The organism is Marinobacterium lacunae (assembly GCF_000705555.1).
In the GTDB taxonomy this organism is placed as follows: domain Bacteria; phylum Pseudomonadota; class Gammaproteobacteria; order Pseudomonadales; family Balneatricaceae; genus Marinobacterium_D; species Marinobacterium_D lacunae.
Genome location: NZ_JMQN01000013.1, coordinates 55,998 through 72,305 on the forward strand (window position 1 = coordinate 55,998; position 16,308 = coordinate 72,305).

A 16,308-nucleotide genomic window follows, 5' to 3' on the forward strand; every position below is an offset into this window, starting at 1 on the left:
CCACTGGGGGATCAACTCCCCCAGTAACGCACCCGTCCGGTATCGATGTGTACGAAATTGGATTTGGTGTAGAGCCCCACACCGCCCACCTTCAGATCGACCGCGCTTTGATGCAGCTTGTGCAGATCCTGTCCGGGCAGGCGAATATCCAGCGCCTGTCCTTCCATATGTAGGCTGCGCTTGGCAACGCCGCTACTTTTGGAACTGAGCATGGTGTTGGTCTTGGGTGAGCGATAACCCGAGATGATCTCGAAAGGTGCCGTGCGACCGGCGCGCATTCTGAGAAGGTGCAGCATATCGATCAACGCAGGATCGATAGGATGCACATCCCCAGTGCGAAAATCACGCAGCAGATAGTTCAGCTCGGCGAGACTTTCATCCAGATAGCGCCCCTGTTCCCAATAGGTCAGTTTCGCTTTTTCACCGGTATGGAGATTATGCAACGCGATACTGCGTTCATGTTCTCTCGGCATTGCCGCCAGTGTTTTGGGGATATGAAGCCCTGCAGCTGTCACTGCAAGACCTTTCAGGAAGCCGCGGCGGGAGAGAGGTGCGGCAGACCTCGTACAGCTTTTGAACGGCACTCGTTTAATACCTCTGGGTGTCGGTTCAAGCGATCCTGCGCTATTTAATATGGAAAGTATGACTGCATCCTACCCAAGAACGCCGCAATTGACCAGATTATAATCAGTTGTTAACGATCATGCCGGCACTGCTCACACTGCCGTAACGCTGCAAACGCGCCTGCACCTGACCATCCAAACCGTATACATCCGGTCGAAATTGAGCCTGCCCCTCGGTGTCAACCCAAGCCGAGAGATAGACCACATAAACGGGCACCGGTTCCGGCAGCGAACGATTCCGGGTTTGCTCCTGCTCCAACGCCTCGCTGAACCAGCTCTGCATCGGGGTCGAATCCGACATCAGCTGCTGCGCCAAAGTCTCGATCCCCTGCACCCTGACGCAGCCATGACTGAAGGAGCGCAGCGGCTTATCGAACAGCGACTTCGCGGGCGTGTCGTGCAGATAGATGGCAAAAGGGTTATCCATACCGAACTTGAGCCGACCCAGTGAATTGGCCGGACCCGGCCTCTCCCGCAAACGCAGCCCTTCAAGCGAGCTCCAGTCGACCGTGGTGGCGTCCACACCCTGCCAACGGCCATCCTGATACCGTTCCACATTCATGTTGTTGTTGGCCAGCCAACTCGGGTCCGCCTTGATCTTGGGCAACAGCTCCTTGCGCAGGATACTGCGCGGCACTATCCAGCTGGGATTCACCGTCAGTAAACGGATATGGGTCTGGAACGAAGGGGTAGGCCAGCGTGGACGGCCGGTTACGGTGCGCAGTTCCAATACCGGCTGCCCGCTATCGACCAGCTCCAGAAAGAAACCGGGGATACTGACCAGTACATACCGCTCACCCAGCTCTCGCGGCATCCAGCGCCAGCGCTCAAGATTGACGCGGATCTGCTCAATTCGCTGCGACAACGGGCGGTTCAGCTCAGCCACGGTTTTGGGTCCGAGCACACCATCCACCTCCAACCCGTGACGCATCTGGAAACGACGCAGCGCCGCCTGCAGAGATTGATCAAACAGGTCAGGCGCGGTTTCAAGCGCCAGCGGGTCCGGTTGTGCATCCCCAAGCCGCACCAGATAACGACGCAACAAGGGTATCAGATCGGATTGCTCATCCGGCTTGATCAGCAGATCCGTCGGCAACTCAGGCAGCGGAGGCTCTTTGGTAAGCAGTTGGTAGTGCTGATAGAGATCAACCAGCGCCCTGTATTGTGCAGAGCTCGGCGCCAGCGCGGCCACCATCCGGTCTGGATCGCGCTGAATTAGCGCCTGTTCGGCCAGTTGCACAGGGTCGATCGACGGGCGATCCAGGTGCCATAACCGCGATCCCATTTCCGCTTCCGGCTGGCCACGCCCCATATCCGAGATAACCCGCAGCAGAGCATCGCTGAGCAAGATGTCACGGCGCGCGGCATCCATCTCCTCCAGCAGACGACGGTCATGGTAACGCGCGGCACTCAACCCCTGACCCGCCGCCATATCGACGGCCCTGAGCAGGGCGTCGATCAGCTCCACATCGGGAGAGCCGTCATTACGGTGCCAAAGGTAGGTGGAGTTGCTCCGGTCATAGAGAGCGGTCAGTGCGGGCCAGTCCGGTACCGGCTGGTTATCCACCAGCGGCATTTCGGCGGGGGCAAGCGGCAGCATGGCGTCCGCCTCCGCTACCGGAAGCAGCAGCATAAACAGCAAGGCGAGTCGTGCAAGCCCGTACATAACAGCTCTCCCTTTCCTGGGATTGGGGCACCTTGGGTACCCCGGTTTCCTTACTATAGCTGCTCCGGATCGTTGCTGCCGTGCAGCATGATCAGATCACTTCGGCAAGATTGCCCTTACTCTCCAGCCACTGTTTGCGATCCCCCGAGCGCTTTTTCGCCAGCAGCATATCCATGATCTCCATGGTGTCGTCGCCTTCGGCCAGGGTGAGCTGCACCAGACGGCGGGTATCGGGTGCCATGGTGGTTTCGCGCAGCTGCATCGGGTTCATCTCACCGAGACCCTTGAAGCGCTGCACGTTGATCTTGGCGTTGCGCCGCTCGGCACGAATACGCTCGACAATGCCCTGTTTTTCATCGTCATCCAGTGCGTAGTAGACCTCTTTCCCCGCATCGATGCGGTACAGCGGCGGCATTGCCACATAGACATGCCCCGCCGCCACCAGCGGGCGGAAGTGACGCACGAATAAGGCACAGAGCAGGGTGGCGATATGCAGACCGTCGGAGTCGGCATCGGCCAGTATGCAGATACGGTTGTAACGCAGGCCATTGAGATCAACAGAACCGGGATCGACGCCAATGGCGACCGAAATATCATGGATCTCCTGAGACGCCAGAATCTCGCTGGACTCCACCTCCCAGGTGTTCAGAATCTTGCCGCGCAACGGCATGATCGCCTGAAACTCACGCGAGCGTGCCTGCTTGGCCGAGCCACCGGCCGAGTCCCCTTCGACCAGAAACAGTTCCGACTGGGTCATGTCCCCGCCGGAGCAGTCCGCCAGCTTGCCCGGCAAAGCGGGCCCCTGCGTCACCTTCTTACGCACCACCTTCTTGTTGGAGCGCATGCGGCGCTGGGCATTGGCGATCACCAGATCGGCTATTTTCTCCCCCTCTTCAACATGGCGGTTAAGCCAGAGCGAGAAGGCATCCTTGACGGTACCGGAGATAAACGCCGCAATCTGACGTGACGAGAGGCGCTCCTTGGTTTGACCGGCGAACTGAGGGTCGCGCATCTTCGCCGACAGGATATAGCAACAACGGTCCCAGACATCCTCGGGGCTGAGCTTGACGCCTCTCGGCAGCAGGTTGCGGATCTCGCAGAACTCGCGCATGGCATCGAGCAGGCCCGAGCGCAGGCCGTTGACGTGGGTACCGCCTTGCGCCGTCGGGATCAGGTTGACGTAACTCTCTGCCGTAACCTCACCGCCTTCGACCAGCCACTGTACCGCCCACTCGACCGCATCCTCCTCGCCCTGAAGGTGACCGGTAAACGGCTCAGCCGGGAGGGTTTCGTACACCTGGGTATTGCCCTTGAGATAGGCCACAAGGCCATCTTCGTAGTACCACTCCTCGGACTCTTTCTTGGCACCGCTTGCATCGGTGAAGATCACCCTGAGGCCGGGACAGAGTACCGCCTTCGCCCGAAGGTTATGCTTCAGACGGCTGATACTGAATTTCGGCGTATCGAAATATTTCGGATCGGGCAGGAAACGTAGCGTGGTACCGGTGTTACGCTTGCCGCATGTGCCGATCACTTCAAGATCCGACACCTTCTCGCCATCGGCAAAACCGATACGGTATACCTCGCCGCCACGTTTGATCTCGACGTTGAGCAGCTTGGACAGCGCATTGACCACCGATACACCGACGCCGTGCAGACCGCCTGAATAGGTGTAGTTGTCGTTGTTGAACTTCCCGCCGGCATGCAGCCGGGTCAAAATCAGCTCGACGCCACTGACGCCCTCTTCCGGATGGATATCCACCGGCATGCCTCGGCCGTCATCACTGACCGACAACGAACCGTCATCATGCAGTGTCACCTCGATCTGGCGGGCGTGACCGGCCAACGCCTCATCCACCGAGTTATCGATAACTTCCTGAGCGAGATGGTTGGGGCGATCGGTCTCGGTGTACATGCCGGGTCGGCGGCGCACCGGATCCAGACCGCTGAGTACCTCAATCGCTTCAGCGTTATATTGCTTCGACATCCGTTTATTTCCTGTCGTCAGAGGGCTGTTGCCGACAACGCAATCGGCTCGGGCAGCTCGATGCGCTCTTCGGCAAACGCCAGAATAGCGGGTATCAGTGTTTCGAATCGATCAAATCCATGACTACCGCCGGGCTGTACAAACTGGGCACAGTGGCAGAACTTATCCACAGCCTCTCGGTAGTCCAGGGTTTCATCGCCGGTCTGTACCAGCAGCAGATAGCGCTCGGGCTCCGCCGGCACACCGGTATCCAGCGCCAGCAACTGCTCCAGATGTCGGCGGGTGAGCTCGTACCGCTCGGCGGTATACAGATTTTGATTCTCCCCCAGCCACTCCTCGAGCAGACGATAGGGGTAAACCGCCGGATTCACCAGCACCGCTCTCAGTCGTTCACCGCGGGCCACCGCCCGCTCGACCAGATAGCTGCTGTAGTATCCACCCAGTGAGCTGCCAATCAAAACGATATCGCGCTGCAATTCACTCTGCTGGGCTATCAATGCGTCCAGCTGCCTGATCGCCCGTTCCGGCCAATGCGACAGCTCCGGACAGATGAACTGCCCTGCCAGACCACGCTCGTGCAATGCCTTGCCCAATACCTGCGCCTTCCAGGATGAAGGGGAGCTGTTAAAGCCGTGGACATAGATATACGCCGTATTGGACATCGGCTACGCGGCCCCTCATATCTGGAAGTGATTCGATCAGGGGCAGACGTTACCCAAGCCGGGACGCCGGCGCAACTACCGAGCCTCGACTCGATGCACACTCGCCTCGATACCGCCCTCTTCACTCAGACGGTAGACACAATAACCGGGACAGGCCGCCACCGGATCATCTTCGAGCATGAAATCACGCTGTCCGGGCTTGAACTGAATACCGGTAGAGGGCGCAGACCAGACCGGCACCTGCCCAAGCCTCAATGCCTGATGCTGGTGCAGGTGACCGCAGATGATACCGCGAACCCGGGCATGGCGATCAACGATACGGGCAAAGGCGTCGGCATTGCCCAGCATGATCGGATCCTGCCAGGCGCTGCCGGTGACGACGGGATTATGGTGCAACACGATCAGTGCCGGACGTTCATGGCTATGAGCCAACGTCTGATCAAGCCACTCCAGTTCGCTTGCACTGAGAGAACCGCTGCCGCGACCGTCCGGGGCGTCGGTGGAGTCAAGCAGTAACAGATCCCATGCCCCACAGCGGACAAGCTCACGCCCGAGCGGGCGTTCCGAAGCAGCTCGCATGGCGGCGCGCTCATCGTGATTGCCTGGAATCCAGTGCTGCGACCCGGGCAGCGGCGACACAATCTGCAGCAACCGACGATAGGCATCCGGCGCACCGTGATGAACCAGGTCACCACTGAGCAGCACATGATCGAAGTCGATGTCCAAGCCTTTGGCATGCGCGACAACGGCTCTGAGGGTCTCATCGGTATCGAGGCCACGAAAGCGCTGCCCGGCATCGGGCATCAGGTGACAATCGCTGATCTGCAGCAGGTAACGGGCAGTGGATTCAGCCAACGAACACCGGCTCCATCATATGCCCATGACTGAGGCACTGGCTGAGGCACTCGCCGAGAAACTCGTTCAACTGGACCTTCTCGTCGGGCTGATGCATATCCGGGTTCGGATAGTTATAGCGTCCGGCAAGCTGACGGCGCTGACGGATGCAGATCACTTCGGCCATGCCGGCGTCATGGTAGAGGCGCACCAACAACTGGGGGGCGTCCAGCCAGCGTGACTCGCTCTCGAGCTGGCGGCTGACCAGCAATGTGCTGGTGTAACGGAAACGCTCCTCGACCTGCAGACGCACAACGGCACTGCGGCCGTGCCAACTGATCTGATACTCACGCTGATCCTGAGTATCGAGATCGGGCAACAGCTTCAGTATCCGCGCATAGTTGGTCTCACAGACCGACATCTGCCGCTGAAGATCGGGTACATACTTGCGTTTCATTTTGTCGCTGAGCTCTCCTCGCTGCGGATGCGCGGCCGGTTCAACTCCAGCCACTGCAACCCGATGATTGCCGGTCCGCTATTGATCCGTCCAGCACGCACAAGTTCAAACGCCGCTTCGGCGTCGATCACCTGTACTTTGATATCTTCTCCCTCCTCTGGCAAGCCGTGTACACCTTCTGCCTCACGCGCATCGACACAGGCGAACATCAAATCGATCCACTCGTCAGAAGCACCGGGGCTTGGCAGGAAACGGGAGATCGGGCGCACACCGCTGATGGCCAGTCCCGCTTCCTCATCACTTTCACGTACCGCGACATCGACGGCGGTCTCACCCGGCTCGACGATACCGGCGACCAATTCGAGCAACCAGGGCCCCTCAGGCGCCTCAAGCGCACCGACACGGAACTGCTCGACCAGCACCACCGCGTCCTGATGTGGATCGTACAGCAATACGCAGACGGCGTTGCCGCGACGGAAGAGTTCTCGCTGAATACTGACCTCTCCGCCATGAAAGCGGCGATGGACCAGTTTCAGTCGATACATTTTGAAATAGCCGTCAAACACCCGGAGATCTTCATCGATACGAAAGTCGTCCGGGCCAAATGAGGGCTGCCAGCTTTTGTGCATCGCCAGATTCCTGCAAAGGGTATAGCCAACACTATAACCCAATCCGCCGGGGAATTTCTGCGCGACTCAGGTGCCGACCTGAACGCCCGAGCGCCAAAGCGGGCTCAAATGACGCTGGGAAGATAGATAGATCATATCTCCGCTCTGCTGTTTGGCATGCTTCTTCGCTTCAGCGGCCAGCTCAGCCACCTCATGGTAGCTCGAGCACTTGTAAGGGTCCGGATGCACGACGCCCACCGCCAGCGACAACAGCGGGAAGAAGCAGCGCTCACCGGTGCGATCAGAGCTCCAGATACCGCCCGACTCCCAGTCGCTGGCTCGATACAGCTCACGCACACGCTGGCCGAACTCGTCGATAACCTGTTCGCAAATCGCGCGCCACTGACGCGAGCGGAACAGCACGACGAAGTCATCTCCGCCCACATGGCCGACAAAATCGATATCGGCCGAGACATTATTGCTCAGCAGCATGCCGAGCAGGCGAATAACCTGATCGCCTCGCGAATAACCGTAGCAGTCGTTGAACGGCTTGAAGTGGTTCAGATCAAAATAGGCGACATAGAAATCGGTGGCGTGACCAAGCAACAGATCGATCTCACGGTTGATCGGCACATTGCCCGGCAACAGCGTCAGCGGGTTCGAATAGCGCGCATTGCGTATCTTCAACTCGGTAATGCGCTTGAGCAGATCCCGCACGCTGGCCATACCCAGATAGCAGCCGTCCTGAACAATGATCAGCTCCTGCTGGATCAGCTCCGCCTCGTCCTGCTCGGTAATCATTTGCGACACACGCTCCAGCGGCGTCTCGCAAGGCACCACCAACGCATTCTCACGCATAAGCCTTGAAACCGGTTTCTGCTCATACAGCGCCCGCCCATATTGCGCCGAAAACAGCTCGAGCAGATCACCACGACGAATAACGCCAACCGGCTCACCGTCCACCAGCACCGGCACCGAGCCGACATTCGGCAAGGCGCGGAAAATCTCGCTGACCTCCAACAACCGATCCTCTGGCGCCACCGCCGGAATACTGCGCACCAGCGCACGTGCCGTATCGCTCTCAGCCGCGCCGCGCTCGCCTCCCCTGCTCTGCAGGTAGCCATGGCGAATGGTCAAAGGATCGATGCTCATCACCGGATCTTCCTTGGGACGCCCCAGCAGAAAGCCCTGACCGTAGCGCACCCCCATCTCCTGCAGGGTATGCAGCTCTTCGAGCGTTTCGATCCCCTCGGCGATGATGTTGCAGTGCAGGGTGCGGCCGATGTTGCAGATCGAACGCACGAACTCACGCTTGACCGAATCCCGGTCGATCATGCGGACAAAATGCATGTCGATCTTGACGTAGTCCGGCTGAAGATCGGCCCAAAGCTTGAGCCCCGAGTAGCCGCTGCCCAGATCATCGATGGCGATACGAAAACCCATCTGCCTGTAGTGATCCACCGCCGAGCGCGTCAGCCCGTGATTGTCGAAGGGGTGCTGCTCGGAGAGCTCGATAACGATATCTTCCTGAGGAATACCCAAAGCCTGCAGCAATTCGATGGTGAATCCGTGCTGGTAGTCCGGTGTACTGAGCAGCGATGCGGACACATTCAGGAACAGCTTGCCGCCAAGTGACTGTGAAGCAAAGCTCTCGATGGAGCGGCGTCGGCACAGCAGCTCAAGGCGGTGCAGCAGATGGTGGCGTATAGCGGCATTGAACAGACGGTAAGGCGGATGCAGCGGCGTGCCGGCCGGGCCCCGGATCAGCGCCTCGTGGCCGAGGCACTCTCCGGTGCTGAGATCGACGATCGGCTGGAATACCGGATAGAGGCACTCCTTCTGGATAATCTCGGTAAGCAGCGACAACTCCTCCTGCTCACTTTCGATCTCCTGCCCGAACTGAATCTCTGCACACATTCTGGATCACCTTACAAAACAGCCGATTAGGGCCGAGTTTATGGCGATTCAATGACAATGCAGTGACAGCTCAGGCGAGGGACATCTCACCCTGCGAGAATCGACGCAACTGCTGGATCTCATCGGCCCAGATGGTCTCGTCGATGGTTTCCAGCACCAGGGGCACACCTTCAAAACGCGCATCCTGCATGATGAAGCGGAAGACCTCCCAGCCGATCTCGCCCTGACCGAGACTGTGGTGTCGATCGACACGACTGCCCAGAGCTGCTTTGGAGTCGTTGATATGCATACCGCACAGGTAGTTGAAGCCGACGATGCGTTCGAACTCGGCAAAACTCTCGCGACAGGCGTCAGCGGTACGCAGATCGTAACCGGCACTGAAGGTATGGCAGGTATCGAGACAGACGCCGACGCGGGACTTGTCCTCAACCTGATCGATAATCTCGGCGATCTGCTCGAAACGGCAACCGAGATTCGACCCCTGGCCTGCCGTATTTTCGATCACCGCAACCACGCCTTCGGTTTTCTCCAGCGCCAGATTGATCGATTGCGCAATCAGGCTCAGGCACTCACGCTCGTCGATCTTGCGCAGATGACTGCCCGGATGGAAGTTGAGATACTTCAACCCCAGCTGCTCGCACCGCTGCATCTCGTCGATAAAAGCATCGCGCGACTTCTGTAAGGCATCTGCCTCCGGGTGCCCCAGATTGATCAAATAGCTGTCGTGAGGCAGGATCTGATCCGGCGTAAAACCGTGTGTCTCGCAGTTGCGCTTGAACGCATCGATACTCTTCGCGGTCAGCGGCTTGGCATCCCAGCGACGCTGGTTCTTGGTAAACAGTGCAAAGGCGTTCGCACCGATGGCGGCGGCATTAAGCGGCGCGTTTTCGACGCCGCCTGACGCGCTGACATGAGCTCCTACGTAATACATTACAGCTTGCAGGCTCCGCCGAGGCAGTCATCGAAATCCATGGAGTCCAGCTCCTCTTTTTCCGCGTGCAGCGTGCGAATACGGGACAGCAGCTGCCCTTCCATACTCTCGCCCGCCTGAACCCCTGCGCGTTCAAATACCGCCAACAGTGCGCTCAGCTCTTCCAAATTCAATTCATGCATGGGTAGTAGTACTCCTGGCTGGTTGGGGGGACGGCCATTATCGACCAAAACGGGGGGCGTATCCTAGCCCTGCACTTCATACAGCGACAACCGGACAGGACAACCCTGACCTATTCACACCGTTTCCCGTGTCGATACCCGCCGATCAAGTGCCGCTGCCAAGGCGTCGAATGATCGGCCGATCTCGCCACCGGGATCGTCAAAGCAGTGGCGGAAAAACTTTTCGATATTCTGTACCGATATTTCAGTCAAATCAGGATCGAACCTGGCACCATTGGGCAATGTGATAGTGCCCTCAAAGGCATACCTGGTCATCGCTATCCTGTTCATGGCCTCGACCGCCTTTGTGTCACCTGCTGCCACCAGCTCGTCATACAGCGCCCTCTCCTTGGGGCTGAGCTTCGACATGGTATTCACAAAACCACCGGCTTTCTGCATATAGTCGATCTCGTCCGCGGTTCTTTGGTTTATATCCTTCGCGGCTATTTCAGCCATTCGAGTATCGTGCTCGATGAGATATTCGGTCTCCGCAGCCGTCCGTTCCATGTTTGGTTTGGCTTTGATAGCCGCCAATCGAGTCTCCACCTCAGACTCTTCCAACGGCTGTTCGCTGCTGGCAACCGGCTCCTCCCATGCCTGCCGATACGCTTTTCCCGCCCGCTCGATCTCCAGAGCAAAAGAGTTCCCGGTACTGTCGCTTGCCAGCACCCGGTTTAGGTCGACACGTCCTTCCAGCGCGGGAGATAGGGAGCTATGTGTTGCGGTTATGATGTCCAAGATGCGCCTCCTTTCGATATCTGCACCACGGCCTGATGCAAGCAAAATACAGGCCTATCGCAACCGGAGAAGATGCGCTGCCGTTGCCTGGCTCCAGACAACACCGGCCAAAGACTCGCAAAGAGGCGGTATCGGTTGATCGCCTGCAGCGGTGATAAAACGGCAAGACGTTTCCCACCAACACCTACAAACAGGAACGAGATTGCCAGCTCTGAAAATGCTCAGCGGGCGGGAAGCAGCTGCTCAATCATCAGCTGCAGATTTCTTTGACCGCGAAACTCGTTCACATCGAGACGGTACACTACCTCAACCTCGGTAACCGACTGATCCGGCCAGCGCCTGGTATCGATATTAAACGCAATACCATCCAGCGCCATACCGGAAAGCGGCTCCATCAGCACCACCTTGAGATGACGGTGACCGACGATACGCTGCTGGATCAGCCGAAAACGACCGTCAAAGCGCGGCTCGGGAAACTGATGCCCCCAGGGCCCCGCCTCGCGAATCAGTTCAGCCAGCTCCAGCGAAAATTGATCCGCCGTCAGCGCTCCGTCGGTCAGCACGCGCTGTGTCAGCGCCTCTTCATCCAACTGGCGTCGCACTTCGGCATCGAAGGCATCTCGAAACGCATCAAGCTTTGCCGCTTCGAGCGACAGCCCGGCCGCCATGGCATGGCCGCCAAACTTTTTGATCAATCCCGGGTGGCGGGCGGCGATTGCATCCAGACCGTCACGGACATGAAAACCGCTGATCGAGCGGGCCGAGCCCTTGATATCGCCATCCTCGCCCGGCGCAAAGGCGATAACCGGACGGTGTACACGCTCCTTGATACGCGAGGCCAGAATACCAACTACGCCCTGATGCCAGGTCGGGTCGTACAGTGATAGTCCGTAGGGCAGCGCCGCATCATCGAGCTGAAGCCGGTCCAGCAGAACTAGCGCCTGCTGCTGCATCTCCTGTTCGATTCCGCGCCGCTCACGGTTTAGATCGTCCAGCGTCCGCGCCAGATCCAGCGCATATTCGTAATCATCGCTGAGCAGACATTCGATGCCGATCGACATGTCTTCCAGACGTCCTGCCGCATTCAACCGGGGGGCCAGCGCAAAACCGAGATCCGTCGCGCTGAGCTGATCCCGACGACGCCCAGCCACTTCGATCAGCGCCAGTATGCCCGGGCGCGCCTGTCCGGCCCGGATACGCTGCAACCCCTGATAGACGAGGGTACGGTTATTGCGCTCAAGCGCGACCACATCGGCTACCGTACCCAGCGCAACCAGATCCAGCAGCGCCGCAAGGTTGGGTGCGCCAAGGCCACGACGCTCGAACCAGCCGTGCCCGGCCAAGGCGCGGCGCAGGGCGATCATCACATAGAAGATAACCCCGACCCCACAGGTCGACTTGGCCATGAATTCACAGCCGGGCTGATTCGGGTTAACGATGGCGCAGGCCGCTGGTAACTGTTCACCGGGTAGGTGGTGATCGGTCACCAGCACATCAATACCCAGCGCCCTGGCCCGCTCAACGCCCTCGATGCTGGAAATGCCGTTATCCACCGTAATGATCAGATGCGGCGACTGGGTCGCCGCGACCTCAACTATTTCGGCGCTGAGGCCATAACCGTACTCGAACCGGTTAGGCACCAGATACTCCACCTGAGCCGCGCCAAAATCGCGTAGCGCCAGCACCGCCAGCGCGGTACTGGTCGCGCCGTCGCAATCAAAATCCCCGACGATCAGGATCCGCTCCTGACGTTCCAGTGCAGACACCAGACGCGCCACCGCTGCGTCCATACCGTGCATCTGCGTATCCGGCAGTAGCTCCTTGAGCTGTCTGCCGAGCTGGTCGAGATCACTGATCCCGCGGCTGGCATAGATGCGCGCCAATACCGGATGCAGTTCAGAGAGCCCCTGCGGCAGTGTTTCAGACTGGGGGCGACGTTCAATAAGAGGGTGTTGCGTCATAGTGCCTCGGACTCGGGGGCGGGTAATGGCCCCGGGAGCAACTGACTGGTTTTACCGCTGAGGTAGTAGGCCAGCAGGCCGACCCACTCGCGCAGGGCAATCTCGATCTCGCTCAGGTTATTCCATAACCCCGGCGCCAGATGCAGCCCATCATCGCTCAGCGCGTAATAATCCACCGGATAGGGGGTCAACTCCCAACCCTGACGCCGAAAAATGCCGATCGAACGCGGCATGTGATACGCCGAGGTTACCAGTAGCCAGTTACCTTTGGGGACACCGCCAAGCAGTTTGATCGTATTGATCGCGTTTTCGTGTGTGTTGCGCGAGTCCCGCTCGATCAACACACGCCCGGACAATCCGGCACTGTCGAGATACGCTTTAGCGACATCACCGCCTTTGAACTCCGGGCGCAGTACCGAACCACTGCCGCCGCTGAACAGGATCTTCGCTTTAGGGAACTGGTGCGCCAGCACTGGAATAAGCATCAGCCGCTCACCGGCCTGATTGATCTGGGGCTGATGCCAATAGACACTCTCTTCGGCCAGCTCACCACCGCCAAGCACGATAATGCCGTCGACCTTCAGGTTTCTATCGGGCTGAGGGAAGCGGCTCTCCAGCGGCATCATCAGCGCGTCACCCAGCGGCATCAGCATGATGCACAGTAGCAGCACCAAGTCACCGACCAACAAGCCGATGCCCAATCGCCGCCAGCCAACCCATAGGCTGAACAACCCCAACAGGAGCATCCACACCAGAAAGTGGTCAGGGCGGGCAAAGAACCAGAACAGCTTGGAGAGGTTAAAAAAGCTATCCATCGCATCATCCCCGGCTTAGGCCGATGGCAGACGGCTGGTAGAGCGAAGGCCCGACCAGTGGCCGGGCCCGCATGAATCAGTCGCGGTGTACGTGCGAGGCGATATACGCCTGAACCGCGGACAGATCATTATCGATCACTTCAACGCGCTCTTCGCGCTCGAAAAGATCATGCAGATGCTCAGGCAACTGCGGAGACTCGAGACCCGCTTTGACTACAGGCTCCGGAAACTTGACCGGATGCGCTGTGGCCAGCGTAATCATCGGCACCGACTTGTCGCGCCAGCATTCGCGCGCCGCCTTGACCCCGATCGCCGTGTGCGGATCCAGCAGGTAGCCGGTTTCGGCGTACACATCGGCAATGGTGCTGCAGGTGGTTTCATCGTCGGCACAGGCGCTATCAAACAGCTCACGCACTTGTTCCCAGCGGCTCTGATCCAGCTGCACCGGCTCTTTCTTGAAGCGGTCCATCAACTCGCTGATCGCGCTGCCGTCACGTCCGTAAACATCGAACAACAAACGCTCGAAGTTGGAGCTGACCATGATATCCATGGACGGCGACAGGGTGTGGACCAGATCGCCCTTGGACATGTCGTTGCCGCTGATCACGCGATGCAGGATATCGTTGCGGTTGGTTGCCACCACCAGCTGACTGATCGGCAGCCCCATCTGTTTGGCCAGGTAGCCGGCGAAAATGTCGCCGAAGTTACCAGTCGGTACAGAGAACGCCACCGGACGGTGCGGACCGCCCACAGCCAGAGACGCAGAGAAGTAGTAGACGATCTGGGCCATGATGCGGGCCCAGTTGATCGAGTTGACCGCTCCGAGTTTCAACCCTTTCAGGAAGGCCTGATCGGCAAAGCTGTCCTTGACCATCTGCTGGCAATCGTCGAAGTTGCCTTCCAGCGCGATGTTGAACACGTTATCGGCCAGAATCGTGGTCATCTGACGGCGCTGCACCTCGGACACACGGTTGTGCGGGTGCAGGATAAAGATATCCAGATGCTCTGAATGACGGCAGCCTTCGATTGCGGCAGAGCCGGTATCGCCCGAGGTCGCCCCCATGATCACCAGACGCTCGCCACGCTCGGCCAGGACATGGTCCATCAGGCGGCCCAGCAGCTGCAGGGCAAAATCCTTGAACGCCAGTGTCGGGCCGTGGAACAGCTCCAGCACCCATTCGTTGGTGCCCAGCTCTTTCAGCGGTGCTACGGCGGAGTGGTTAAACCCGGCATAGGTCTCATCGATCATCCGCTTCAGGTCGGCATCGTTGATACAGGTATCGACGAACGGCTTGATCACCTTGAAAGCCAGCTCTGCATAAGAGAGACCAGCCCAGGACGCGATCTCCTCCCTGGAGAAGGTCGGTAGCTGTTCGGGCACGTAGAGACCGCCATCGCTGGCAAGGCCAGCCAGCAGCACATCACCAAATTCGAGCGCAGGCGCCTGGCCACGGGTGGAGATATATTTCATCGTTGTTCGGTCCTTAATCTGCCAGGTGTTCGACACGGATGCGGATCACTTCGCCGAGGATATCCGGCAGCGCTTCGATCTCGCGAATCGCCTCGTTCATGACCCGCTCGGCGATACGCTGCGTCAGCAGGATCACCGGCACCTGAGCTTCGGTCGTCTGTTTCTGGATGATCGCCTCGATGTTGATCCCCTTGCCTCCCAGAATACGGGTCACATGGGCCAGCACACCCGGACGCTCCACCGCCTGAAGCCTCAGGTAGTAGCCGGTCTCGATATCGTCCACCGGCAGAACCGGCAGATCGGACAGCTGGCTGGGCTGGAACGCCAGATGCGGAACACGGTTATCACGATCGGCCGTCAGTGTGCGCACCACATCGACAATATCGGCAACGACTGCAGAAGCCGTGGGCTCTGCACCGGCACCCGGACCGTAGTAAAGGGTCTGCCCGACAGCATCAGCATCCACCAGAACCGCGTTCATCACGCCATTAACGCTGGCCAGCAGAGCAGACTGCGGAATCAGGGTCGGATGCACACGCAGTTCGATACCGACATCCGTACGGCGACTGATACCGAGGTGCTTGATCCGAAAGCCAAGCTCTTCGGCGTACTTCACATCTTCGGTAGTGATCTTGCTGATCCCTTCGGTATACGCCTTGGAGAACTGCAGCGGAATGCCGTAGGCGATTGAGGCCAAAATCGTCAGCTTGTGGGCAGCGTCGATCCCTTCAACATCAAATGTGGGATCGGCTTCGGCATACCCTAGCTCCTGCGCTTCGGCCAGCACGTCGTCAAACGCCCGCCCCTTGTCGCGCATCTCGGTCATGATGAAGTTGCCGGTGCCGTTGATAATACCGGCCAACCAATTGATTTTGTTTGCCGCCAAGCCCTCACGGATCGCCTTGATGATCGGAATACCACCGGCTACGGATGCCTCGAACGCAACCATGACGTTCTTTTCCTGGGCTGCCGCGAAGATCTCGTTACCGTGCACGGCGATCAGCGCCTTGTTGGCGGTAACCACATGCTTGCCATTCTCGATGGCGGTCATGACCAGGTCGCGGGCGGTGTCATAGCCACCGATGAGTTCGACGACAATGTCGATCTCCGGGTTGGTCGCCACGGCAAAAATATCGTTGGTAATCTGAATACCGGCAGTATCGCAGCCCGGATGTTCACGCCGTGCGCCGATCTGCTCGACAACAATTCGACGCCCTGCACGACGCGCGATCTCCTCGGCGTTGCGCATCAGCACATTGAAGGTACCGCCGCCGACGGTGCCCAGACCACAGATTCCAACTTTTACCGGTTTCAAACAACACCTCGCTTTGCTTGTCAAAACAACCCGTTAGCCCTCTCTTCGCAACCGCCCTTGCATACAGACGGCCCAGGAGGAGAGAGGACCGACCTCTCGCGG

General features: G+C 58.8%; 15 protein-coding genes. All 15 read right to left on the reverse strand.

Going from position 1 to position 16,308, the window contains the following annotated elements; all coding sequences use genetic code 11:
* Positions 1 to 11: 11 nt before the first annotated feature.
* Positions 12 to 584 carry a peptidoglycan L,D-endopeptidase MepK gene (mepK, locus tag ADIMK_RS03150; protein WP_051692390.1) on the reverse strand — a complete coding sequence of 191 codons (573 nt, stop codon included), beginning with the start codon at positions 582 to 584 and terminating at the stop codon, positions 12 to 14.
* 103 nt (positions 585 to 687) lie between these two features.
* The gene (locus tag ADIMK_RS21200) at positions 688 to 2,289 is read right to left on the reverse strand and encodes a L,D-transpeptidase family protein (RefSeq protein ID WP_051692392.1); all 1,602 of its coding nucleotides are present in this window, start codon (positions 2,287 to 2,289) and stop codon (positions 688 to 690) included.
* 91 nt (positions 2,290 to 2,380) lie between these two features.
* Positions 2,381 to 4,276: a DNA topoisomerase IV subunit B gene (gene parE / locus ADIMK_RS03160; RefSeq protein ID WP_036183526.1), complete on the reverse strand. Its 1,896-nt coding sequence runs from the start codon at positions 4,274 to 4,276 to the stop codon at positions 2,381 to 2,383.
* Positions 4,277 to 4,293: 17 nt separating this feature from the next.
* Positions 4,294 to 4,938, reverse strand: coding sequence for a YqiA/YcfP family alpha/beta fold hydrolase (locus ADIMK_RS03165; RefSeq protein WP_036183529.1), 645 nt, complete (start codon positions 4,936 to 4,938; stop codon positions 4,294 to 4,296).
* Between the two features lie 75 nt (positions 4,939 to 5,013).
* Positions 5,014 to 5,793 (reverse strand): phosphodiesterase, encoded by a 780-nt coding sequence (locus tag ADIMK_RS03170; protein ID WP_036183532.1) that lies wholly within the window; start codon positions 5,791 to 5,793, stop codon positions 5,014 to 5,016.
* Positions 5,786 to 6,229: a DUF1249 domain-containing protein gene (locus ADIMK_RS03175; protein WP_036183535.1), complete on the reverse strand. Its 444-nt coding sequence runs from the start codon at positions 6,227 to 6,229 to the stop codon at positions 5,786 to 5,788. The genes ADIMK_RS03170 and ADIMK_RS03175 overlap by 8 nt, the downstream gene beginning before the upstream one ends.
* On the reverse strand, positions 6,226 to 6,858 hold the full coding sequence (locus ADIMK_RS03180) for an NUDIX domain-containing protein (RefSeq protein ID WP_036183538.1): 633 nt from the start codon (positions 6,856 to 6,858) through the stop codon (positions 6,226 to 6,228). The genes ADIMK_RS03175 and ADIMK_RS03180 overlap by 4 nt, the downstream gene beginning before the upstream one ends.
* 66 nt (positions 6,859 to 6,924) lie before the next feature.
* Positions 6,925 to 8,754, reverse strand: a complete 1,830-nt coding sequence (locus tag ADIMK_RS03185; RefSeq protein ID WP_051692394.1) for a bifunctional diguanylate cyclase/phosphodiesterase — start codon at positions 8,752 to 8,754, stop codon at positions 6,925 to 6,927.
* 70 nt (positions 8,755 to 8,824) lie between these two features.
* Entirely contained in the window at positions 8,825 to 9,685 is an 861-nt protein-coding gene (gene nfo / locus ADIMK_RS03190) for a deoxyribonuclease IV (protein ID WP_036183541.1), read from the reverse strand.
* On the reverse strand, positions 9,685 to 9,867 hold the full coding sequence (locus ADIMK_RS03195) for a hypothetical protein (protein ID WP_036183543.1): 183 nt from the start codon (positions 9,865 to 9,867) through the stop codon (positions 9,685 to 9,687). The genes nfo and ADIMK_RS03195 overlap by 1 nt, the downstream gene beginning before the upstream one ends.
* A 114-nt stretch (positions 9,868 to 9,981) precedes the next feature.
* Entirely contained in the window at positions 9,982 to 10,644 is a 663-nt protein-coding gene (locus tag ADIMK_RS03200) for a hypothetical protein (protein ID WP_036183546.1), read from the reverse strand.
* A 221-nt stretch (positions 10,645 to 10,865) separates the two neighbouring features.
* On the reverse strand, positions 10,866 to 12,605 hold the full coding sequence (gene recJ, locus ADIMK_RS03205) for a single-stranded-DNA-specific exonuclease RecJ (protein WP_036183549.1): 1,740 nt from the start codon (positions 12,603 to 12,605) through the stop codon (positions 10,866 to 10,868).
* On the reverse strand, positions 12,602 to 13,420 hold the full coding sequence (locus ADIMK_RS03210; RefSeq protein ID WP_036183552.1) for a YdcF family protein: 819 nt from the start codon (positions 13,418 to 13,420) through the stop codon (positions 12,602 to 12,604). Before ADIMK_RS03210 ends, recJ begins: the two co-directional genes overlap by 4 nt.
* Before the next feature lie 76 nt (positions 13,421 to 13,496).
* Positions 13,497 to 14,891 carry a threonine synthase gene (thrC, locus tag ADIMK_RS03215; protein ID WP_036183558.1) on the reverse strand — a complete coding sequence of 465 codons (1,395 nt, stop codon included), beginning with the start codon at positions 14,889 to 14,891 and terminating at the stop codon, positions 13,497 to 13,499.
* 13 nt (positions 14,892 to 14,904) lie between these two features.
* Positions 14,905 to 16,206, reverse strand: coding sequence for a homoserine dehydrogenase (locus tag ADIMK_RS03220; RefSeq protein WP_036183565.1), 1,302 nt, complete (start codon positions 16,204 to 16,206; stop codon positions 14,905 to 14,907).
* Positions 16,207 to 16,308: the final 102 nt, after the last annotated feature.

Excerpts from the sequence above, each read along its gene's own strand:
- nfo (WP_036183541.1), bottom strand. The coding sequence starts at position 9,685 with ATGTATTACGTAGGAGCTCATGTCAGCGCGTCAGGCGGCGTCGAAAAC.
- ADIMK_RS03185 (WP_051692394.1), bottom strand. The coding sequence starts at position 8,754 with ATGTGTGCAGAGATTCAGTTCGGGCAGGAGATCGAAAGTGAGCAGGAG.
- parE (WP_036183526.1), bottom strand. The coding sequence starts at position 4,276 with ATGTCGAAGCAATATAACGCTGAAGCGATTGAGGTACTCAGCGGTCTG.
- ADIMK_RS03195 (WP_036183543.1), bottom strand. The coding sequence starts at position 9,867 with ATGCATGAATTGAATTTGGAAGAGCTGAGCGCACTGTTGGCGGTATTT.
- ADIMK_RS03210 (WP_036183552.1), bottom strand. The coding sequence starts at position 13,420 with ATGGATAGCTTTTTTAACCTCTCCAAGCTGTTCTGGTTCTTTGCCCGC.
- ADIMK_RS21200 (WP_051692392.1), bottom strand. The coding sequence starts at position 2,289 with ATGTACGGGCTTGCACGACTCGCCTTGCTGTTTATGCTGCTGCTTCCG.
- ADIMK_RS03165 (WP_036183529.1), bottom strand. The coding sequence starts at position 4,938 with ATGTCCAATACGGCGTATATCTATGTCCACGGCTTTAACAGCTCCCCT.
- ADIMK_RS03180 (WP_036183538.1), bottom strand. The coding sequence starts at position 6,858 with ATGCACAAAAGCTGGCAGCCCTCATTTGGCCCGGACGACTTTCGTATC.
- ADIMK_RS03175 (WP_036183535.1), bottom strand. The coding sequence starts at position 6,229 with ATGAAACGCAAGTATGTACCCGATCTTCAGCGGCAGATGTCGGTCTGT.
- thrC (WP_036183558.1), bottom strand. The coding sequence starts at position 14,891 with ATGAAATATATCTCCACCCGTGGCCAGGCGCCTGCGCTCGAATTTGGT.
- recJ (WP_036183549.1), bottom strand. The coding sequence starts at position 12,605 with ATGACGCAACACCCTCTTATTGAACGTCGCCCCCAGTCTGAAACACTG.